We start from the raw sequence: 19476 nt of genomic DNA, 5'->3' as shown, positions 1-19476 counted from the left end.
GATCGTATGCACTCCGTGCCTATACTGGGTCGCAGTCCAACCGTCTTGCGACACACAAGGGGAAACCATGAAGATCACGATGCTGGGGACCGGCGCCGCGCTGCCCGATCCCGACCGCGGCCAGTCCGCCATCCTGCTGACCCTGGATGACGATACGCACTATCTGTTCGATTGCGGCGAAGGGGCCACGCGCCAGATGGTGCGCGCCGATGTCGACCCGGCCAAGGTCGGCTTCGTGTTCCTGACGCACATGCATCACGACCACATCTGCGACTATCCGTACTTCGTGATTTCCAGTTGGATGCTGAACAAGAAGGGGCCGCCGCTGGTGCTGGGGCCCAAGGGCACGCGCCACTTCGTCGATCATCTGTTCGAGAACGGCGCCTTCCAGATCGATTTCCAGGCGCGCAGCGCCTATCCGGTGCGCCAGGCCAATATCGAGGCCATCCGGCCCGAGGTGCGCGAGGTCAGCCCCGGCGTGGTGTTCGACGACGGCCGGGTGCGCATTTCGGTCGACTGGGTCGAGCACATTCCGCGCGAGATCTGCGAATGCTTCGGCGTGCGGGTCGAGGCCGAAGGCAAGGTCATCGCGTTCAGCGGCGATACCGCGCCCTGTGAGGCCATGGTGAAGCTGGCGCAGGACGCCGACCTGCTGATCCACGAGTGCACGTTTCCCGAATCGTTCATCGCGCACCGCGCCAAGACCGGCGTGGGCACCTATGCGCACACCAGCCCCACCGACCTGGGCAAGATCGCGCAGCGGGCCAATGTGAAGAGCCTGGTGGCCACGCACTTCGGCCACTTCGATTCCACCAGCCCGGTGCTCAAGCGCGCCGCCGCCAAGCACCTGCCGGTGGAGCTGATGGGCCCGCACCTGATGGACGAGATCGTGGCCGACATCCGCAAGAACTACTCGGGTCCGCTGCGCCTGGCGCACGACCTGATGCGCATCGACCTGTAGCACCAGCAACGACTACGGCCGGCCGACGCGCCGGGATGTCGCGGGCGCGCCGCCTGCCGGCCAGGGGAGGACATCATGACGTACCGGACTTGCGCCGTATCCGTTTTGCTTGCCCTGTGCGCGGCGGCGCTGCCGCCGTCGGCCCGGGCGGAATATCCCGATCATCCCATCCGGGTCGTGCTGCCGTATGCGCCGGGGGCGGCGGGCGACGTCGCCATGCGCCAGATCCAGCCGCTGCTGGAAAAGCGCCTGGGCCAGCCCGTGGTGGTGGACTACAAGACCGGCGCCGGCGGCAACATCGGCGCGCAGGACGTGGTGCGCGCCAAGCCCGACGGCTACACGCTGCTGCTGGGGGCGACCAACAACTTCGTCATCAACCAGTTCCTGTACCGCAAGCTGGGCTTCGATCCGCTGACCGACCTGGAGCCGGTGGGCAAGATGGTCGACATACCGGCGTTCGTCTACATCAGCGCCAAAGTGCCGGCCGAGGATTACGCGCAGTTCGCGCAGTACGCCCGCGCCCACAAGGGCAAGCTCAACTACGGCTCGCCGGGCATGGGCACCACGCCGCACCTGTCGGCCTACAGCCTGTCCGAGGCGATGGGCGCGGGCATGATGCACATCGCCTACCGTGGTTCGGCGCCGGGCGTGCAGGCCCTGCTGGCCGACGAGGTGCAGCTGTACATCGGCGGCTACAGCGTCGCGGCGGCCTATCTGCCGCAGAACCGGGTGCGGGTGCTGGCGGTGGCCTCGCCCGAGCGCTTCGGCGGGCTGCCGGACGTGCCCACCGCGGCGCAGGCCGGCATGCCCGACGTAGTCAGGAGCAACTGGTTCGGTTTCGCCGCGCCCAAGGGCACGCCGGCCGACCGCATCGCGCGTTTCGCCGATGCGCTGCGCGAGGTGCTGAGCCTGCCCGAGGTGCGCCAGTCCTATCTGGCCAACGGTTTCGTGCCGGCGCAGGACACCCCGGTCCAGTTCGCCCAGACCCTGCGCAGCGAGGCGGGCAAATGGCAGGAGGTGGTGCGCGCCTCGGGCGTGGTGCTGGAGTCTCAGTAGGGACCCTGGGCGGCCCGGGCCGCGGGCGCGGCGACGTCCTTGAACTGGGCCGCCAGCCCTTCGGCCGCGCGCGCCAGCAGAATCGCGTCGACGCCCACGGCGACGAAACTCGCGCCCAGCGACAGGTAGCGCCGCGCCTGTTCGACCCTGCCATGCAGGATGCCGGCGGCCTTGCCGCTGGCGACGATGCGTTCGATGGTGCGCTCGATCACTTGCGCGACCGCCGGATGGTCGGGCTCGCTCAGGTAGCCCATGCTGGCCGCCAGGTCGGCCGGGCCGATGAAGGCCCCGTCCACGCCGTCCACGGCGAGGATCTGTTCCAGCGCCTCGACCGCGCGCGGGGTTTCGATCTGCACCAGCACGCACATCTCGTCGTTGGCGCGCCGCAGGTAGTCGGGGATGCGGTTCCAGCGCGAGGAGCGGGCCAGCGCGCTGCCCACGCCGCGTATGCCCTGGGGCGGATAACGCACGGCGGCGACCGCAGCCGCGGCTTCTTCGGCCGATTGCACCATCGGGACCAGTATGGTCTGCGCGCCCGCGTCCAGGATCTGCTTGATCTGGACGGCGTCGTTCCAGGCCGGCCGCACCACCGGCGCGACGGGATAGGCGGCCACGGATTGCAGCTGCGCCAGCGTGCTCTGCAAGGTGTTGGGCGCGTGCTCGCCGTCGATCACCAGCCAGTCGAAGCCGGCGCCGGCGACGATCTCGATGGAATAGGCGCTGCACAGGCCGGCCCACAGGCCGATCTGCGGCTTGCCCTGGAGCAGGGCGCGTTTGAAGGTATTGGTCAGGATGTCCATGGACGAGTGGAGTCAGGATTGCGTTTCGCCGGGCTCTTGCGGCGCATCGGGATCGCGCTTGATCAGTTCGACCATGGCGTCCACGTCCCGGTACATGCGGTCCAGCAGTTCCTTGCCGATTCTGGATTCCAGCTCCAGGTATTTCGCGTCCACCATCGGGCGCATGCGGTCGATCAGCTTGTGGCTCTTGGGCGTGAGCGAGATTTCCTGGCGCCGCTGGTCGGCGCGCGAGCGTTCGCGCTTGATCAGGCCCTGTTCCTGCATGCCGGCCAGCATGCGCGTGAGGCTGGGGCTGAGCAGCTGACAGCTGCGCGCGATCTGGTTGGGCTCCATCGGCCCGGTTTCGCTCAGGGTACGCAGGACCCGCCACTGCTGTTCCGTGACGCCGGCCTCGTTCAGCAGCGGGCGGAAATGCGCCATCAGCGTTTCGCGCGCATGCAGCAGCAGGTGAGGCAGGTTGCGGTGGTGAAAGCTCGGGCTCATGCGGCTATGTTAGCAAGAAGCCCGGGGGCGGCCCGCCGGGCTCAGGCCGGGTTGCGGTCGGCCAGTTCCTGCAGGTCGTCGGGCAGGGCCAGGTCGGGCGCGCCCTGCTGCAGCTCGCGCAGCGCCTGCACGGCCTCTTCCTGTTGGCCGGCCTGCATCAGGGCGCGGATATGCGCGGCGCGGGCCTCGATGTCCTCGTCGCTGAAAGGCGCCGGCTCGGCGGCGGCGGCCTCGCCTTCGGGCGCGGCTTCGGCCTGCGGCTGGGTGTCGGACGCCGTTTCCTGGGCGGGCGGCTCGACGGCCTCGCGCTGCATGGCGGGGGCGGCCGGCGCGGGCGTTTCAGCCGCGGCCGCAGCGGGCGCTTCCTGGCTTGCGGCGGATTCGTGGGGCGCGGTCAGCTGCGCGGCCGGATCGGCGTATTCCTGCTGCGCCTCGCGCATGTCGGTCCAGGCGAACAGGCCGGCGACCATGGCGGCGCAGGCGGCGGCGCCCCAGGCCGGGTGCCAGCTGTGGCCGGGATGCCAGCTGCGGCGCACCGCCGCGTCCAGTTCGGGGCTGGCGCCGGGGTCGGGCCGACGGTACAGGGCGCGCAGATCCCGTTCATCGTCTTCGTCGAAAGGGGGGCGGTAGGCAATGCTCATGCGCGTACTCCTTGCGCAGTTTCGGGAGGCCGCGTGGGGCGGGCGGCTCGATCTTGCGCAGCACTGTCTGATTATGCGCGATTTGAAGGAATCCGGCAGGAAATTTCGTAAATTTGCATCATGTAACGGCGCCGGCCCTCGGGGCCGCGGCGATGCCGGTAAACTTCCGCGCATGGCCAAATCCCGAACCGTATACGTCTGCGCCGACTGCGGCGGCACCACCCCGAAGTGGCAGGGCAAATGCCCGCACTGCAATGCCTGGAACACGCTGGAAGAGACGGTCGAGTCTTCGACCCCGGCGGCTTCCGCCCACCGCTACGCGCCCCTGGCCTCCAGCAGTCCGGTGCGCAGCCTGTCCGAAATCGAAGCCCGCGAAACCCCGCGCCAGCCCACCGGGCTGGACGAATTCGACCGCGTGCTGGGCGGCGGCCTGGTGGCCGGCGCGGTCGTGCTGATCGGCGGCGACCCGGGCATCGGCAAGTCCACGCTGCTGCTGCAGGCGCTGGCCTCGCTGTCGGCCACCACCAGCGTGCTGTACGTCACCGGCGAGGAATCGGCGGAGCAGGTGGCGCTGCGCGCGCGGCGCCTGGGCCTGCAGACCGGCAACGTCAACCTGCTGGCCGAAATCCGCCTGGAAGCGATCCAGGCCGCGGTGTCCGAGCAGAAGCCCACGGTGGCGGTCATCGATTCGATCCAGACGCTCTACAGCGGCGAACTGAGCGCGGCGCCGGGGTCCGTGTCGCAGGTGCGCGAATGCGCGGCGCAGCTCACGCGGCTGGCCAAGCAGACCGGCATCGCCATCGTCATGATCGGCCACGTCACCAAGGACGGCGCGCTGGCCGGGCCGCGCGTGCTCGAGCACATCGTCGACACCGTGCTGTACTTCGAGGGCGACACGCATTCGTCGTTCCGGCTGGTGCGCGCGTTCAAGAACCGCTTCGGCGCGGTCAACGAACTCGGCGTCTTCGCCATGACCGACCGCGGGCTGCGCGGCGTGGCCAATCCGTCGGCGCTGTTCCTGTCGCAGCACGAGCAGCAGGTGGCCGGCTCCTGCGTGATGGCCACGCAAGAGGGCACCCGTCCGCTGCTGGTGGAGATCCAGGCGCTGGTGGATTCCTCGCACGCGCCCAATCCGCGCCGGCTGACGGTCGGGCTGGAAGGCAACCGCCTGGCGATGCTGCTGGCCGTGCTGCACCGGCACGCGGGCGTGTCCACCTTCGACCAGGACGTGTTCGTCAACGCGGTGGGCGGGGTGCGCATCACCGAGCCGGCGGCCGACCTGCCGGTGCTGCTGGCCATCATGTCTTCGCTGCGCGACAAGCCGCTGCCGCGCGGCCTGATCGCGTTCGGCGAAGTCGGCCTGGCCGGCGAGATCCGGCCCGCGCCGCGCGGCCAGGAGCGCCTGCGCGAAGCGGCCAAGCTGGGCTTTTCGATCGCCCTGATCCCCAAGGCCAACGCGCCGCGCCAGCCGATAGAAGGCCTGGAAATCTGGGCGGTGGACCGCCTGGACGCCGCGCTGGACAAACTGCGCTGAGGCCGCCGGCCGCGCCACATCCGTATACTGACGGCCCGCCCGCGCTCGGCCGGGCCTGCTGGAGCAAGACTTGAGTCTGTTAATTATTGCCGCCTGCCTGGCAGCCGGCGGCATGATCGGTTTCCTGGGAGGCGTGCTGGGCATAGGCGGCGGCCTGATCGCGATTCCCGCGCTGGTGCTGCTCATGGGCATGTCGCAGCAGCTGGCGCAGGGCACGGCGCTCATCATGGTCCTGCCCACCATCATGATGGCGGTGCGCAAGTACAACCAGCAGGTGCGCATCGACAAGCGCGTGGCGCTGGCGGGGGCGGCGGGCGCGGTGGTGTTCACCTGGGTCGGCGCGCGGCTGGCGCTGGGCATAGACTCCAGCCTGCTGCGGCGCAGTTTCGCGGTGTTCCTGTTCTTCATCGCGCTGTTCTACGTATGGCAGACCTGGCGCGCCTCGCGCCCGGCCGCCAAACCCGCGCCGGCGGCGCGCGGCCCGGTTCCCGTGTTCACGCCGCGCCGCGCCAGCGTGCTGGGCATGCTTTGCGGCACGCTGGGCGGTTTCTTCGGCGTGGGCGGCGCGGTGCTGGCCGTGCCCATCATCACCACCGTCTTCCGCCTGCCCCAGACCACCGCGCAGGCGCTGGCCCTGAGCATGGTGATTCCCGGCTCCACCATCGCGCTCATCACCTACACCTGGGCCGGCCAGGCCGACTGGCTGGTGGGCGCGCCGCTGGCCATCGGCAGCCTGCTGTTCGTGCCGGTGGGCGTGAAGCTTGCGTACAGATTGCCTGAACGCAAACTGAGAGCCTGCTTCGCGCTCATGCTGTTCGCCACCGTCGCGCTGCTGGCTTTCGAAAGCTGAAGCTTGCAAACGGATTACGAATCCTTTTCGAAGCGTTAGCGGCCGAAAATTTGTGGTTCGGCGTTGAACCTTCGGCAGGGCGCAGCCTCCAACCGACACGGGTCCAGCGGCGATGTCGCCGCCCCGTGTCGGAGTAGGGACCGGGCCCCGGCCCGGTCCCAATCATTCAGGAGGTCACCACATGACGACTCACTCCCGTATCGCTGCGTTCCTGTCCACCTCGGCCTTGTGCCTCGGTCTTGCCGCCGCGCCCAGCGCGTTCGCGGCCGGCGCCGACGCCTCGGCCAAGACGGGCGAAAGCAAGACCCACGCGCAGCAAAAGCATCACAAGTCCGACAAGACGTCCGCCAAGCACCAGGCGGGGAAGGCGGGCGGGGCCGCCAAGATGGACAAGTCCGGCGCCACGCCGGCCAAGTGACCGCGACGGGCCGCAAGGCCCGGTTCCTTTGCGTAACCGGCTTTAGCCGCCCGTCAGGGCCGGAAAGTCGAAAGCCTCTCGGTATGGGCGCCGAGAGGCTTTTTTTTGGGGAGAGTCCGCTTACTCGGCAGGAGTAACGACTTTGCCCGTCTCGAAGAACGCCTGCAGGTTCTCCAGCACCAGGTTTTCCATGCTCAAACGCGTCTCCAGCGTGGCGCTGCCGATGTGCGGCAGCACCACGGCCTTGTCGCTGGTCATCAGGGCTTCGGGCACCTTGGGTTCATGCTCGAACACGTCCAGCGCGGCGCAGCCCAGCTTGCCGGCCTGCAGCGCGGCGACCAGGGCGGTTTCGTCGATGACGGGGCCGCGCGCGATGTTGACGACGATGCCGTCGGGACCCAGCGCTTCCAGCACTTCGCGGTTCACCAGATGGCGCGTGCCCGCGCCGCCCACGGTGGCCACGACCAGGAAGTCGGCCCATTCGGCCAGGCCGGTCAGCGAGGCCTCGTAGCCGTACGGCACGTCGTCGCGCTTGCGGCGGTTGTGGTAGCGGATGTCCATGTCGAAGCCGGCGCCTCGGCGCGCGATGGCTTCGCCGATGCGGCCCAGGCCGACGATGCCCAGCTTCTTGCCGCTGACGCGCAGGCCCAGCGGGATGCTGCCGTGCACCTGGCCCGACCCCCACAGCCCGGCGCGCACGAAGCGTTCGCCCTGGCCCATGCGGCGGGCGCCGGCGATCAGCAGACCCCAGGCCAGGTCGGCCACGCAGTCGGTCAGCACGTCGGGGGTGTTGCTGACCTGCACGCCGCGCTGCTTGGCGGCCTGGATGTCGATGGTTTCATAGCCTACCCCCCAGCTGCAGATGGCTTTCAGGTCGGGCAGGGCGTTGATGAGTTCGGCGTCGGCGCCGTGGTTGGCGGAGGTGACGACCGCGGTGATGCCCTTGCCGTGCTCGGCCAGCGCGGCCTTGCGGTCCGGGTACTTCCACAGTTCGACGACGTCGTAGCGTTCGGCGAGGTTCTGGTTGGCGGTGGGGGAACCGGCCAGCGAGCCGACCTGGATGATGCGATGCTTGGTGGTCATGTTGTCGTACAGGTGTGGGTGGCTAAATCTCGATGCTACTTGATCCGGCGGGGGAACGGGCCGGGGCCGCGCCCCGGCCCGCATGGCGCGATCACTCCAGCTGGATGTTGGCTTTCTTGATGACGTCCTTCCAGCGCTTGACCTCGGCCTGCTGGAACGCGGTGAACTGCTGCGGCGTGTTGGCCACGACCTCGAAGCCCAGGCCTTGCAGCGTCTGCTCGGTCTTGGGATCGCGCAGCGCGGTCTGCAGGGCCTTGGACAGTTGCTGCACGATGGGCGCCGGCGTGCCCTTGGGCACGGCGAAGCCCTGCCACGAATACACCACCATGTCCTTGATGCCGGCTTCGGCCAGCGTGGGGACGTCGGGCAGGTCGGCGGCGCGCGCGTCGCCGGTGATGGCCAGCGCCTTGAGCTTGCCCGCCTTGATGTGGGTCTGGACCGCGCCCAGGTTCTGGAATGACACGTTGACCTGGCCGCCGATCAGGTCGGCGATCGCCGCGCCGCCGCCGCGGTACGGCACGTCCACGCCGGTGCTCTGCGTGCGCTGGCGAAACAGCACCGCCGACAGGTGGTCGGACGAGCCCGTGCCGGACGAGGCGTACGACACCTTGCCCGGGTTCTTCTTGGCGTAGTCCACCAGTTCGGCCACGGTGGCGGCGGGGAAGTTGGGCGCGGCCACCAGCACGTTGGGATTGCGCACGGCCTGCGTCAGGTATTCGAAGTCCTTGCTGGGGTTGTACGACAGGTTCTTGTACAGGGCTTCGTTGATGGCGAAGGTGCCGATGGAGCCCACCATCATGGTGTAGCCGTCGGGCGTGGAACGGGCCAGCGCCTGGGCGCCGATGGCGCTGTTGGCGCCGGGCTTGTTCTCGACCACGAAGGTCTGGCCGAGCAGCTTGGTCAGGCCGGGCGTGACCGACCGGGCGGTGATGTCGGATGAACCGCCGGGCACGAAGGGTACGATCATCGTGACGGGCTTGTCGGGATAGCCGGCCGCCTGCGCGGCCGGCGCGCCAAGCAGGGCGGCGCCCGCCGCGGCCGCCACTGCAAGGGCGCTCAGTCGTCTGTTCATGGTGTCTCCAGGTTCGCGCGATGATGTGATGGGCCCGCCGCCCGCGCGTTGCATGCGGGCCCGGATCGGCGCCGGGTCAATCGACCTTGGCGCCGGATTTCTTCACGACTTCAGCCCATTTGGCGGTCTCCTGCGCCATGAACTGCTTGAACTGGGCGGGGGTGTTGCCCGACGGCGTGGCGCCCTGCGCCTGCAGCTGGGCGCGCACGTTCGGCTGCTGCAGCGCGGCGGCCACGTCGCGCTGGATCTTGTCGACCACCGCGGCCGGCGTGCCGGCCGGCGCCAGCAGGCCGAACCAGCTGGAGGCGTCGTAGCCGGCCACGCCGGCTTCGGCCATGGTGGGCACGTCGGGCAGGGCGGGCGAGCGCTGGGCGCTGGTCACGGCCAGCGGGCGCAGCTTGCCGCTCTTCAGAAAGCCCATGGACGAAGGCAGGTTGTCGAAGATCAGGTCGGCCGAGCCGGCCATCACGTCGGTCAGCGCGGGGCTGCTGCCCTTGTAGGGCACGTGCGTCATGCGCGTGCCGGTCATGCTCTGGAACAGTTCGCCCGACAGGTGGGTGGAGGTGCCGTTGCCGGTGGAGGCCATGTTGACGCTGCCGGGATTGGCCTTGAGGTACTTGATGAGGTCGGCGACGTTGCGGATGCCGTGGCGGTCGGCGAAGGCGGGATTCAGTTCGAGAATGTTGGGCACCGGGATGACCAGCGTCACCGGCACGAAGTCCTTGACCGGATCGTAGGGCAGCTTGGCGTAGACGGACTGGTTGATCGCGTGCGTGCTGACCGTGCCCATCAGCAGCGTGTAGCCGTCGGGCGCGGCGCGCGCGGCCTCGGCCGTGCCCACGTTGCCGCCGGCGCCGGCCTTGTTGTCCACCACCACGGGCTTGTTCCAGGTCTTGCCGAGTTCGGCGGCGACCACGCGCGCGGCGATGTCGGTGGTGCCGCCCGCGGGGAAGGGCACCACGATCCTGACTTCGCGTTCGGGGTAGTCGGCCAGGGCAGGCGCTGCCGGCACGGCGGCGGCCAGGACCGCGGCAAACAGGGCGGCCGTGACGGACCGGCCTCGCGCAAGGGCTGCATGCATGGAATTCATCTCCTCGGTGTGCGCGTGGCCGCGCATCGTTGATGGGGTATTCCGCCCCTGGCATGGCCCGAGGCTACAAGCCGCGGGACGCCCGCGTTGATGCTGCCGGTCTACTTGTAAAACAAATATATGTATTGAGCTTATGCTTGTCAACCAAGTATACTTTTTTCACCTTAATCCGACCCAGCCAGGAGCCCGTCCATGAAAACTTCCCCGGTCACCGCGCAGGACTTGCAGCGTTCGGTCATCGCCGTGCCGCCGCTGGCGCGCCACGACGACCTGTCCCTGAACGTGGAGGCCAACCAGGCCCTGCTCGGCCACCTGGAAGCCGGCGGGGTGCGCAACGTGATGTACGGCGGCAACGCCAATTTCTACAACGTGGGCGTGGGCGAGTACGCGCGCATCGTCGACATGCTGGCCGGCATGGCCGGCCCCGACACCTGGATACTGCCTTCGGTCGGCCCCGACTACGGCAAGATGATGGACCAGGCGGCGATCCTGCGCTCGCGCGCGTTTCCCACCGCCATGCTGCTGCCCATGGCCTTTCCCTACACCGACGCGGGGCTGGCCGACGGCGTGCGCCGCTTCACCGACGCGCTGGGCAAGCCCGCGGTCATCTATCTCAAGTCGGCCGACTACCTGGCGCCGGCCACCGCCGCGCGCCTGATCGAAGAAGGCCGCATCGTGGCGTTCAAGTACGCCGTGGTGCGCGAAGACCCGTCGCGCGACGCCTATCTGTCTGCGCTGCTGCAGGCCGTGGACACGCGCTGGGTCGTCAGCGGCATCGGCGAACGTCCGGCCATCGTGCATTACCGCGACTTCGGCCTGAAGAGCTTCACCTCGGGGTCGGTCTGCGTGGCGCCGCGCGGCTCGATGCGCCTGCTGCACCTGCTGCGCGACGGCCGCTACGACGAGGCCGAGGCGGTGCGCGCGAAGTACCTGCCGCTGGAAGACTGCCGCGACGGCATCAGCCCGATCCGGGTGCTGCACGATGCGGTGACGCTGTCCGGCGTGGCCGACATGGGGCCGATGCTGCCGCTGCTGACCGGCCTGTCCGAAGCCGAGCGCGAGCGCGTGGCCCCGGCGGCGCGCGAGCTGGCCGCCTGGGACCGGCAGGCCGCCGCGGCCTGACCCTGTGCGCGCGGCCGGACGCGGCTGCGCGCACAGGCGGTACGATGTGCGCTGTTTCGCCCCCAGCATCGAGGTAAATCCGTGGCCCGACCCAAAGCATCATCCCAGCCCGCGCCGCAGGCGCCCGCCGAGCCGGACGCGCACGGCGCGCTGGTGCTGGAGCGCGGCCACCGGGTGCGGCTGGCCGACCAGCTGTACGGGCAGATCTTCGAACAGATCGTGTCCGGCGGGCTGAACGTCGGCGACAAGCTGCCGTCGGAAAACGAGATATCCGAACGCTTCGGGGTGTCGCGCCCGGTGGTGCGCGAGGCGCTGCTGCGCCTGCGCGCCGACGGCCTGATCACCGCGCACCAGGGGCTGGGCACCTTCGTCAGCCATCAGCCCGCGCCGCGCCTGAAGACCTTCAACGACGTGCAGAACGTCAGCGCCTATCTGCGCGCCCAGGAGGTGCGGGTCGCGCTGGAAGGCGACGCCGCGCGCCTGGCCGCGCTGCGCCGCACGGACGAACAGCTCAAGAAGATCGAGGACGCGCACGCGGCCTTCGCCGACGCGCTGTCGCGCGGGCAGGTTTCGGCCGAGGCCGACCTGGCGTTCCATGCCAGCATCGCCGAGGCCAGCGGCAACGATTTCTACCTGGGCGTGCTGGAGAGCATCCACGAATCCATCAGCGGCTTCATGCGCCTGACCCTGAACCTGACCCGCACCGGCTCGCGCCAGCGCGCGCAGCGCGTGGTGGACGAGCACGCCGCCATCCTCGACGCCGTGCGCGAACAGGACAGCGAGCGCGCCCGCGTCGCGATGCAGTTCCACCTGGGCCAGGCGCGCCACCGGCTGGTGGACCGGGACCGGGACTGAACCCGCCGTCCGGCCCGCCCTGACCATAACGACGACAGGAGACCAAGAGAGTGCGAGGCAAGGAAGCGACAGTGACGGACGTGCCGGTGGAGCAGGTCCGGGCGCAGATCCTGCAGGTGCTGCAGGCATGGGGCATGGCGCCGGACCTGGCGGCCACCACCGCCGAGCTGATGGCCGGCACCGACCTGCTCGGGGTCGATTCGCACGGCATTTCGATGCTGCCCGCGTATGAAGACAAATGGCGCGCCGGCACGCTGCGCCTGGATGCGCGGGCGCGCATCGTGCGCGACGGCGGGGCCAGCGCGCTGATCGACGGCATGGGCGGGCTGGGCTATCCGGCCGCCGCGCTGGCCATGAACCTGGCGGTGGACAAGGCCCTGGAACACGGCGTGGGCGCGGTGTCGGTCTGCAACTCGCATCACTTCGGCGCCGCCGGCATCTATGCGCGCATCGCGGTCGAGCGCGGCGCGGTCGGGCTGGTGGCCAGCAGCGCCAACGGCATCATCATGGTGCCCACGCGCGGGGCCATGCCCATGCTGGGCACCAATCCCATCGCCTTCGGCGCGCCGGCCGCCTATCACGAGCCCTTCGTGCTGGACATGGCCACCACCACGGTCGCGGCCAACAAGGTCAAGGTCTACGACTTCCTGGACAAGCCGTTGCCGCCGGGCTGGGCCGTAGACGGCCAGGGCGAGCCCGTGACCGACGCCGGCGCCGCCATGCAGTTCATCTTCGACCGCCCCGACGGCGGGCTGACGCCCCTGGGCGGCACGGCCGCCATGAGCAGCCACAAGGGCTACGGCCTGGCGATGATGGCGCAGATCCTGGGCGGCACGCTCAGCGGCAGCGCGCTGGCGGTGCGCCGCGCGCCCACGCGCCGTCCCGGCGAGCCGGACGACGTGGGGCATTTCTTCCTGGCGCTGAATCCGGACGCGTTCCGCGCGGCCGGTTCGTTCGAGTCCGACATGGACGAACTGATCGATACCATGCACGATACGCCAGCTGCCCGGCCCGACGAGCCCGTGCTGGTCGCCGGCGAGCCCGAGGCCGCCGAGCGCGCGCGCCGGCTGCGCCAGGGCATTCCGATTCCCGCCGCGCTGGCCGAACGCCTACGCGGCATATGCGTACGCGCGGGCGTGCCCTATCTGCTGGACGGCGCCTGACTTCTTTCATTCCTATAACCCTAGCCAAAGCGCAGAGGAACCGAGACATGAGCAATTCAGACAAGCGCAAGAAGCCCGAGGAGCTGCGCAGCCACCGCTGGTATGGCGTGCGGGACCTGCGGTCCTTCGGCCACCGTTCGCGCACCGCGCAGATGGGCTACCACCGCTCCGACTATGCGGGCAAGCCGGTCATCGCCATCATCAATACCTGGAGCGACATCAACCCCTGCCACAGCCACTTCAAGCAACGTGTGGAAGAGGTCAAGCGCGGCATCTGGCAGGCCGGCGGCTTCCCGGTGGAAATGCCGGCCATGAGCCTGTCCGAGCCGTTCCAGAAGCCCACCACGATGCTCTACCGCAACCTGCTGGCGATGGAAACGGAAGAGCTGCTGCGCTCCTATCCGGCCGACGGCTGTGTGCTGATGGGCGGCTGCGACAAGACCACGCCCGCGCTCATCATGGGCGCGATCTCCATGAACCTGCCCACCATCTTCATGCCGGCCGGCCCCATGCTGCGCGGCAACTGGAACGGCAACACCCTGGGCTCGGGCTCCGACACCTGGAAATACTGGGCCGAGCTGCGCGCCGGCAACATCACCGAGGAAGACTGGCAGGGTGTGGAGGACGGCATCGCGCGTTCGCCGGGCCATTGCATGACCATGGGCACCGCTTCCACCATGACGGGCGCGGTCGAGGCGCTGGGCCTGTGCCTGTCGGGCGCGTCCTCGATCCCGGCGCCGGATTCGCGCCACGCGCAGATGGCCAGCCTGACCGGCAAGCGCATCGTGGAAATGGTGTGGGAGGACCTGAAGCCTTCCGACCTGCTGACCGCCGCGTCCTACGACAACGCGGTGCGCACGGTGCTGGCCCTGTCCGGCTCGACCAACTCCGTGGTGCACCTGATCGCGATGGCGCGGCGCAGCGGCTTCGACCTCGACCTGGACCGCTTCGACCACCTGGCCCGCACCACGCCGGTGCTGGCCAATCTGCGTCCTGCCGGCAAGTACCTGATGGAAGATTTCTACTACGCGGGCGGCCTGCGCGCGATGCTGGTGCAGCTGGGCGACCTGCTCGACACCGCCCAGCGCACGGTCGACGGCCGCACGCTGGGCGAGAACATCGCCGGCGCGCGCATCTTCAACGAGGACGTGATCCGCACGCGCGAGCAGGCGCTGATCGAGCGCGACGGGCTGGCGGTGCTGCGCGGCAACCTGGCGCCGGACGGCGCGGTGATCAAGCCGCCGGCCATGGAGGAGCGGCTGCAGGTGCACACCGGCCGCGCGGTGGTGTTCAAGGATTACAACGACATGGCCGCGCGCATCGACGATCCCGAACTGGACGTGGACGCCGACAGCGTGATCGTGCTGCAGAACGCCGGCCCGCAGGGCGCGCCCGGCATGCCGGAATGGGGCCAGCTGCCGATCCCGCAAAAGCTGTTGAAGCAGGGCGTGCGCGACATGGTGCGGATTTCCGACGCGCGCATGAGCGGCACCAGCTACGGCGCCTGCGTGCTGCACGTGGCGCCCGAGGCCTATGTCGGCGGCCCGCTGGCGCTGGTGCGCGACGGCGACCGAATTTCGCTGGACGTGCCCGCGCGGCGCCTGGAACTGCTGGTGCCCGAGGCCGAGCTGGCCGCGCGCCGCGCCGCCTGGCAGGCGCCGCCGCCGCGCTTCGAGCGCGGCTATGGCGTGCTCTACCTGAAGCACATCGGCCAGGCCGACACCGGCTGCGATTTCGATTTTCTTCAGACCGAAACGCGCGCTGCGGCCGCGGGCGAGCCTGAAATTCACTGACCCGGACACCGGGCACCGAGGAGACAAGCATGGGACATAACAATCACCGGGCGCGCAGACGCCTGATCACCCTGGCCGCGGCGGCGGCCGGCGCGCTGGCTTTGCTGCCGGTGGCGGCGACCGCGCAGGGCGAGGCCTGGCCCGCCAGGCAATTGAAGCTGGTGGTGCCTTTCCCGGCTGGCGGCAGCACCGATTCGGTGGGCCGGCTGCTGGCCGCGGAGCTGTCCAAGGAGCTGGGGCAGACCGTGGTGGTCGAGAACAAGGGCGGGGCCAACGGCAACATCGGCTCCGACATGGTGGCCAAGGCGCCGGCCGACGGCTACACGCTGCTCCTGTCCGGCGTGGGCTCCAACGCCATCAGCTATTCGGTCTACAAGAACATGCCGTACCGCAACAGCGACTTCGCGCATATTTCGCTGCTGGCCACCGGCCCCAATGTGCTGGTGGCCAACAACGAGTTCCCGGGCAAGACCTTCGCCGAATTCATCAAGCTCACGCGCGAGAATCCCGGCAAGTACACGCACGCCAGTTCCGGCAGCGGCTCGTCCGGCCACCTGGCGATGGAAATGCTGGAGCAGGCCGCCAAGATCGACCTGGTGCACGTGCCCTACAAGGGCGGCGCGGCGGCCATCACCGACATGATCGGCGGGCGCGTGTCGGTAATGTTCCTCAACCAGGACACGCTGCTGCCGCAGGTCCGGTCGGGCAAGCTGCGCGCGCTGGCCGTGGCCAGCGCCAAGCGCAATCCCGCCTATCCCGACACGCCCACGGTGGCCGAATCGGGCTATCCGGGCTTTTCGGCCGAGTCCTGGTTCGGCCTGTCCGCGCCGGCCAACACGCCGCCGGCCGTGATCCAGAAGCTGAACCAGGCGACCGTCAAGGCCTTGTCCTCGGCCGAGATCCGGCAGAAGCTGGAGAGCGTGGGCTTTGTGGTGGTGGCCGACGATCCCAAGTCGTTCTCGGCCTTCGTCGAGGCCGAGATCGCCAAATGGGGCAAGGCGGCCAAGGCCTCCGGCGCCAAGCTCGATTGAGCGGACATTCATTTTTTCTGACGAAAAGGCAGCAATGAATTCACCCTTACCCAACCGCTTCCGCCAGCGCATCCTGGCCCGCGAGCGGCTCATCGGCTTCTGGATGAGCATGTCCAGCCACATCACCGCGGAACTCGCGGGGCTGGCGGACTTCGACTGGCTGCTGCTGGACGGCGAGCACTCCCCCAACGAGGTGCCGATGTTCCTGCAGCAGCTGCAGGCCCTGCAGGGCAGCGCCAGCGCCGCGGTGGGCCGGCCGTCCTGGAACGATCCGGTCGAGATCAAGCGGCTGCTCGACATCGGCTTCTACAACCTGCTGATTCCGTTCATCGAGTCCGCCGAGGACGCGCGCCGGGCGGTGGCCGCCACGCGCTATCCGCCGCAGGGCATGCGCGGCGTGGCGGGCATGCAGCGCAGCAACCGGTATGGCACGGTGCCGGACTACCTGCAAACGGTCAACGACAACATCTGCGTGCTGCTGCAGATCGAAAGCCGCCCCGGCATCGAGGCGGTCGACGAGATCGCGGCGGTCGAGGGCGTGGACGGCGTGTTCATCGGCCCGTCCGACCTGGCCGCCGCGCTGGGCCACCTGGGCAATCCCGGCCATCCGGAGGTCCAGGAAGTCATCCGCCACCTGTACCAGCGCGTCAGCGCCCGGGGCAAGGCGGTGGGCATTCTGGCGCCGGTCCAGGCCGACGCCAGGCGCTACCTGGACATGGGCATGCACTTCGTGGCCGTGGGCACCGACCTGGGCGTGTTCAAGCAGGCCACCTTCGCCCTGCGCGAGGCCTTTCTCAAGTAGGTGTTTCTTCCAGCGCCAGCAGCTCGGCGACGGTCTGGCGGCGGCGGATGAGCCGCGCCTGGCCGCCGTCGAGCAGCACCTCGGGCGCCAGCGGCCGGCTGTTGTAGTTCGACGACATCGACGAACCGTAGGCGCCGGCGCTGTGGAACACCAGGAAATCGCCGATGCGCGGGCGCGGCAGCAGCTGGTCGGAGACCACGCCGCCGGCGTCCTGCGTGAACACGTCGCCCGATTCGCACAGCGGGCCGGCCACCGCGATGCGGACGGCCGGCGACTCCGGGGTCTGGCCGTCCGGCGCGTGCACCGAAATGCGGTGATAGCTGCCGTACATGGCCGGGCGCATCAAGTCGTTGAAGCCCGCGTCCACCAGCGCGAAATCGCGCTCGGGGCGGCGGTTGATCGAATGCACCTCGGCCACCAGCGCGCCGGCCTCGGCCACCAGGAAGCGGCCGGGTTCGATCTCCAGGCGCACCGGATGGCCCAGGCGTTCGGCGATGCGCCGGCGCGCCGCGTCCCATTGCTGGAAATAATGGTCGCAGTCGATGCGCGGCTCGCCGTCGCGGTACGGAATCGACAGGCCGCCGCCGGCGGAAATGGCTTCGATGTCATGGTCCAGCGAGGCCACCACGTCGACCATGGCGTTGCACACGCTGGACAGGTGGGCGTAGTCCACGCCCGAGCCGATGTGCATGTGGATGCCGACCAGCTTCAGGCCGTGGCGGCGCACGATGGCCATGGCCTGCGCCAGGTCGCCGATCCAGATGCCGTGCTTGCTTTGCGGGCCGCCGGTGTTGGTCTTGTTGCTGTGGCCGTGGCCGAAGCCGGGGTTGATGCGCAGCCACACGCGATGGCCCGGCGCGGCCTGGCCGACGCGGTCCAGCATGTCCAGCGAACCGGCGTTGACCGTGATGCCGTGCTTGAGCACGGCGGCCAGCGTGGCGTGGTCGATCAGGTCGGCGGTGAAGACGATGCCTTCGGGCTCGCCACGGGGCTGGAAGCCGGCCGCCAGGCTGCGTTCGATCTCGCCCAGCGAGACCGCGTCCACCACCGCGCCTTCGGCCCGCATCAGGCGCAGGATGTGCAGGTTCGAGCAGGCTTTCTGCGCATAGCGGATGGTGTCGAAGCGGCGCAGCTGCGCGATGCGTTCGCGGATGACGGCGGCGTCGTAGACCCATAGCGGCGTGCCGTGTTCGGCGGCGAGTCGGGTGAGTTGGCGCGGATCGAAAGCCATGGCGGGCGTAAACCTCAAGCGGAATGTGAAACCAGGCGGCATGATGCCCGTCTTCGGTCATCCAGTAAAATGCTTTGATTTCGTGGATCGATTCATTCTGGATATGAGCAAGGCATGCTGACGCATCGGCATATCGAAGTCTTCCGCGCGGTGATGATCGCCGGCGGCGTGACCAAGGCGGCCGAGCTGCTGGGTTCGTCCCAGCCCACCGTGAGCCGCGAACTGGCGCGCCTGGAGCGCGCCGTAGGCTTTGCGCTGTTCCAGCGGGTGGCGGGGCGCCTGCGGCCCACCATGCCGGGCCTGGCGCTGTATGACGAGGTGCGCCAGTCCTATGCCGGCCTGGAGCGGGTGGCCTCGGCCGCGGCGCGCCTGCGCGCGTTCAAGGGCGGGCAGCTGTCGCTCATCGCCTTGCCGGCGTTCTCGCATTCCATCCTGCCCGATGCGTTCCGGCGCTTTCACGAGCGCCACGACGGCGTGAGCCTGACGGTGGAGACGCAGGAGTCGCCGCTGCTGGAGGAATGGCTGAGCGCCCAGCGCTACGACCTGGGCCTGACCGAGCACGACGCGGCGCCGGCCGGCACGCGGATGGAACTGCTGCTGCAGGTCGACGAGGTCTGCGCGCTGCCCGATGGGCATCCGCTGCTGGCGCGGCCGCGCATCGCGCTGGCCGACTTCGAGGGCCAGGCCTTCGTCAGCCTGTCCTCGACCGATCCCTACCGCATCCAGATCGACGAGGCCTTCGCCGCGGCCGGCGTGCTGCGCCGCTCCATCGTGGAGACGCCCACGGCGGTCTCGGTCTGCACCTTCGTGCGCCAGGGGCTGGGCGCGGCCATCGTCAATCCGCTGACCGCGCTGGATTTCGCGGGGCGCGGCCTGCACATCCGGCCGCTGGCGCATTCGTTTCCGTTCCGGGTCAACGTGGTGTTCCCGGAGCACCGGCCGGGCAATCCGCTGGTCGGCGCGTTCATGGCCTCGCTGCGCGAGGCGGCCGCGGCGATCGAGGCGCGCCTGGGGTTCAGCCTGGAGGCCAGCCTGCGATAGGGGCGGGCGCCGGATGCAAAAAAGGATGCCCGCGGGCATCCTTTTTCATTTGCCGTATTCGTGACGCCCCGTAGGCCGGGGCGGCAGAATGGCTTAGGCCAGCGCCTTGATGGCGGCAGCCAGGCGGCTCTTGTGGCGAGCGGCCTTGTTCTTGTGGATGATGTTCTTGTCGGCCACGCGATCGATCACGCTCGAGGCCTTACGGAACACTTCGCCTGCCGCAGCCTTGTCGCCAGCGGCAATGGATTGGCGAACGCGCTTAATCGCGGTGCGCAGCATCGAGCGCAGGCTGGAGTTGTGCTTGTTGCGCTCAACGGATTGGCGAGCGCGCTTGCGGGCTTGGGCGGTATTGGCCATGTTGCTATATAAGTTGAATTCGGCAAAGTCGAACATTGTAGCAAGTCCCGGAGGGAATGCAAGCTTTTAATGTCAAGTCTGCCGATGGAGCGC

Annotated in this window: 20 protein-coding genes; 12 read left to right on the top strand and 8 right to left on the bottom strand. The window is 69.0% G+C overall.

Annotated features, from left to right (window positions below):
• Positions 1-67: 67 nt before the first annotated feature.
• Both C1I89_RS07750 and C1I89_RS07745 read left to right on the top strand, forming a co-directional pair.
• On the top strand, positions 68-961 hold the full coding sequence (locus tag C1I89_RS07750; RefSeq protein WP_102772202.1) for an MBL fold metallo-hydrolase: 894 nt from the start codon (positions 68-70) through the stop codon (positions 959-961).
• A 75-nt stretch (positions 962-1036) separates the two neighbouring features.
• Positions 1037-2017 carry a Bug family tripartite tricarboxylate transporter substrate binding protein gene (locus tag C1I89_RS07745; protein WP_102772201.1) on the top strand — a complete coding sequence of 327 codons (981 nt, stop codon included), beginning with the start codon at positions 1037-1039 and terminating at the stop codon, positions 2015-2017.
• On the opposite strand, the gene hpaI is transcribed toward C1I89_RS07745, so the two are convergent.
• The 3 genes from hpaI to C1I89_RS07730 are packed head-to-tail and all read right to left on the bottom strand — an operon-like array spanning position 2011 to position 3941.
• Complete coding sequence (gene hpaI / locus C1I89_RS07740) at positions 2011-2817, bottom strand: 4-hydroxy-2-oxoheptanedioate aldolase (protein WP_102772200.1); 807 nt, start codon at positions 2815-2817, stop codon at positions 2011-2013. The two genes, C1I89_RS07745 and hpaI, sit on opposite strands and share 7 nt — an antisense overlap.
• A 12-nt stretch (positions 2818-2829) precedes the next feature.
• Positions 2830-3300 (bottom strand): homoprotocatechuate degradation operon regulator HpaR, encoded by a 471-nt coding sequence (hpaR, locus tag C1I89_RS07735; RefSeq protein WP_102772199.1) that lies wholly within the window; start codon positions 3298-3300, stop codon positions 2830-2832.
• Positions 3301-3341: 41 nt separating this feature from the next.
• A complete protein-coding gene (locus C1I89_RS07730; protein ID WP_102772198.1) occupies positions 3342-3941 on the bottom strand; it encodes a hypothetical protein in 600 nt (199 codons plus the stop codon).
• Between the two features lie 172 nt (positions 3942-4113).
• Here C1I89_RS07730 and radA point away from each other — a divergent pair, with 172 nt between their 5' ends.
• From radA to C1I89_RS07715, 3 genes are all read left to right on the top strand, one after another.
• Positions 4114-5475 (top strand): DNA repair protein RadA, encoded by a 1362-nt coding sequence (gene radA, locus C1I89_RS07725; protein WP_102772197.1) that lies wholly within the window; start codon positions 4114-4116, stop codon positions 5473-5475.
• Positions 5476-5545: 70 nt separating this feature from the next.
• On the top strand, positions 5546-6325 hold the full coding sequence (locus C1I89_RS07720; RefSeq protein ID WP_102772196.1) for a sulfite exporter TauE/SafE family protein: 780 nt from the start codon (positions 5546-5548) through the stop codon (positions 6323-6325).
• Positions 6326-6506: 181 nt separating this feature from the next.
• The gene (locus tag C1I89_RS07715; RefSeq protein ID WP_102772195.1) at positions 6507-6743 is read left to right on the top strand and encodes a hypothetical protein; all 237 of its coding nucleotides are present in this window, start codon (positions 6507-6509) and stop codon (positions 6741-6743) included.
• A gap of 120 nt (positions 6744-6863) precedes the next feature.
• Here C1I89_RS07715 and C1I89_RS07710 read toward each other — a convergent pair whose 3' ends face one another.
• The 3 genes from C1I89_RS07710 to C1I89_RS07700 form a co-directional block, all read right to left on the bottom strand.
• Positions 6864-7826 carry a 2-hydroxyacid dehydrogenase gene (locus C1I89_RS07710; RefSeq protein WP_102772194.1) on the bottom strand — a complete coding sequence of 321 codons (963 nt, stop codon included), beginning with the start codon at positions 7824-7826 and terminating at the stop codon, positions 6864-6866.
• 91 nt (positions 7827-7917) lie between these two features.
• Positions 7918-8898 (bottom strand): Bug family tripartite tricarboxylate transporter substrate binding protein, encoded by a 981-nt coding sequence (locus C1I89_RS07705; protein ID WP_102772193.1) that lies wholly within the window; start codon positions 8896-8898, stop codon positions 7918-7920.
• A gap of 76 nt (positions 8899-8974) precedes the next feature.
• Positions 8975-9979, bottom strand: a complete 1005-nt coding sequence (locus tag C1I89_RS07700; RefSeq protein WP_102772828.1) for a tripartite tricarboxylate transporter substrate binding protein — start codon at positions 9977-9979, stop codon at positions 8975-8977.
• A 201-nt stretch (positions 9980-10180) separates the two neighbouring features.
• On the opposite strand from C1I89_RS07700, the gene C1I89_RS07695 reads away from it, so the two are divergent.
• From C1I89_RS07695 to garL, 6 genes are all read left to right on the top strand, one after another.
• The gene (locus tag C1I89_RS07695) at positions 10181-11110 is read left to right on the top strand and encodes a dihydrodipicolinate synthase family protein (protein WP_102772192.1); all 930 of its coding nucleotides are present in this window, start codon (positions 10181-10183) and stop codon (positions 11108-11110) included.
• Between the two features lie 150 nt (positions 11111-11260).
• Positions 11261-11965, top strand: coding sequence for a FadR/GntR family transcriptional regulator (locus C1I89_RS07690; RefSeq protein ID WP_168202142.1), 705 nt, complete (start codon positions 11261-11263; stop codon positions 11963-11965).
• Positions 11966-12015: 50 nt separating this feature from the next.
• On the top strand, positions 12016-13128 hold the full coding sequence (locus C1I89_RS07685) for an Ldh family oxidoreductase (protein ID WP_102772190.1): 1113 nt from the start codon (positions 12016-12018) through the stop codon (positions 13126-13128).
• Between the two features lie 47 nt (positions 13129-13175).
• The gene (gene araD, locus C1I89_RS07680) at positions 13176-14921 is read left to right on the top strand and encodes an L-arabinonate dehydratase (protein ID WP_102772189.1); all 1746 of its coding nucleotides are present in this window, start codon (positions 13176-13178) and stop codon (positions 14919-14921) included.
• Between the two features lie 29 nt (positions 14922-14950).
• Positions 14951-15952 carry a Bug family tripartite tricarboxylate transporter substrate binding protein gene (locus C1I89_RS07675; protein ID WP_102772188.1) on the top strand — a complete coding sequence of 334 codons (1002 nt, stop codon included), beginning with the start codon at positions 14951-14953 and terminating at the stop codon, positions 15950-15952.
• A gap of 34 nt (positions 15953-15986) precedes the next feature.
• Positions 15987-16754, top strand: coding sequence for a 2-dehydro-3-deoxyglucarate aldolase (gene garL, locus C1I89_RS07670; RefSeq protein WP_102772187.1), 768 nt, complete (start codon positions 15987-15989; stop codon positions 16752-16754).
• Here garL and lysA read toward each other — a convergent pair.
• Positions 16747-17985: a diaminopimelate decarboxylase gene (gene lysA, locus C1I89_RS07665; protein WP_102772186.1), complete on the bottom strand. Its 1239-nt coding sequence runs from the start codon at positions 17983-17985 to the stop codon at positions 16747-16749. The two genes, garL and lysA, sit on opposite strands and share 8 nt — an antisense overlap.
• Before the next feature lie 114 nt (positions 17986-18099).
• Between lysA and C1I89_RS07660 the strand changes: the two genes are divergently transcribed.
• Positions 18100-19026, top strand: a complete 927-nt coding sequence (locus C1I89_RS07660; RefSeq protein WP_102772185.1) for a LysR family transcriptional regulator — start codon at positions 18100-18102, stop codon at positions 19024-19026.
• A 93-nt stretch (positions 19027-19119) separates the two neighbouring features.
• Here C1I89_RS07660 and rpsT read toward each other — a convergent pair whose 3' ends face one another.
• Positions 19120-19383 (bottom strand): 30S ribosomal protein S20, encoded by a 264-nt coding sequence (gene rpsT, locus C1I89_RS07655; RefSeq protein ID WP_102772827.1) that lies wholly within the window; start codon positions 19381-19383, stop codon positions 19120-19122.
• Positions 19384-19476 lie beyond the last annotated feature (93 nt).

Origin of the sequence: Achromobacter pulmonis (genome assembly GCF_002885955.2) — a bacterium.
Taxonomy (GTDB): domain Bacteria; phylum Pseudomonadota; class Gammaproteobacteria; order Burkholderiales; family Burkholderiaceae_B; genus Achromobacter; species Achromobacter pulmonis_A.
Note: the sequence above shows the minus strand (reverse complement) of the source record. Positions and strands in the feature narration are given on the sequence as shown.

Coding starts and splice junctions, on each gene's coding strand:
- C1I89_RS07750 (WP_102772202.1), top strand. CDS start 68: ATGAAGATCACGATGCTGGGGACCGGCGCCGCGCTGCCCGATCCCGAC.
- C1I89_RS07730 (WP_102772198.1), bottom strand. CDS start 3,941: ATGAGCATTGCCTACCGCCCCCCTTTCGACGAAGACGATGAACGGGAT.
- C1I89_RS07705 (WP_102772193.1), bottom strand. CDS start 8,898: ATGAACAGACGACTGAGCGCCCTTGCAGTGGCGGCCGCGGCGGGCGCC.
- C1I89_RS07660 (WP_102772185.1), top strand. CDS start 18,100: ATGCTGACGCATCGGCATATCGAAGTCTTCCGCGCGGTGATGATCGCC.
- hpaI (WP_102772200.1), bottom strand. CDS start 2,817: ATGGACATCCTGACCAATACCTTCAAACGCGCCCTGCTCCAGGGCAAG.
- araD (WP_102772189.1), top strand. CDS start 13,176: ATGAGCAATTCAGACAAGCGCAAGAAGCCCGAGGAGCTGCGCAGCCAC.
- lysA (WP_102772186.1), bottom strand. CDS start 17,985: ATGGCTTTCGATCCGCGCCAACTCACCCGACTCGCCGCCGAACACGGC.
- hpaR (WP_102772199.1), bottom strand. CDS start 3,300: ATGAGCCCGAGCTTTCACCACCGCAACCTGCCTCACCTGCTGCTGCAT.
- garL (WP_102772187.1), top strand. CDS start 15,987: ATGAATTCACCCTTACCCAACCGCTTCCGCCAGCGCATCCTGGCCCGC.
- C1I89_RS07675 (WP_102772188.1), top strand. CDS start 14,951: ATGGGACATAACAATCACCGGGCGCGCAGACGCCTGATCACCCTGGCC.
- C1I89_RS07695 (WP_102772192.1), top strand. CDS start 10,181: ATGAAAACTTCCCCGGTCACCGCGCAGGACTTGCAGCGTTCGGTCATC.
- C1I89_RS07715 (WP_102772195.1), top strand. CDS start 6,507: ATGACGACTCACTCCCGTATCGCTGCGTTCCTGTCCACCTCGGCCTTG.
- radA (WP_102772197.1), top strand. CDS start 4,114: ATGGCCAAATCCCGAACCGTATACGTCTGCGCCGACTGCGGCGGCACC.
- rpsT (WP_102772827.1), bottom strand. CDS start 19,383: ATGGCCAATACCGCCCAAGCCCGCAAGCGCGCTCGCCAATCCGTTGAG.
- C1I89_RS07710 (WP_102772194.1), bottom strand. CDS start 7,826: ATGACCACCAAGCATCGCATCATCCAGGTCGGCTCGCTGGCCGGTTCC.
- C1I89_RS07700 (WP_102772828.1), bottom strand. CDS start 9,979: ATGCATGCAGCCCTTGCGCGAGGCCGGTCCGTCACGGCCGCCCTGTTT.
- C1I89_RS07745 (WP_102772201.1), top strand. CDS start 1,037: ATGACGTACCGGACTTGCGCCGTATCCGTTTTGCTTGCCCTGTGCGCG.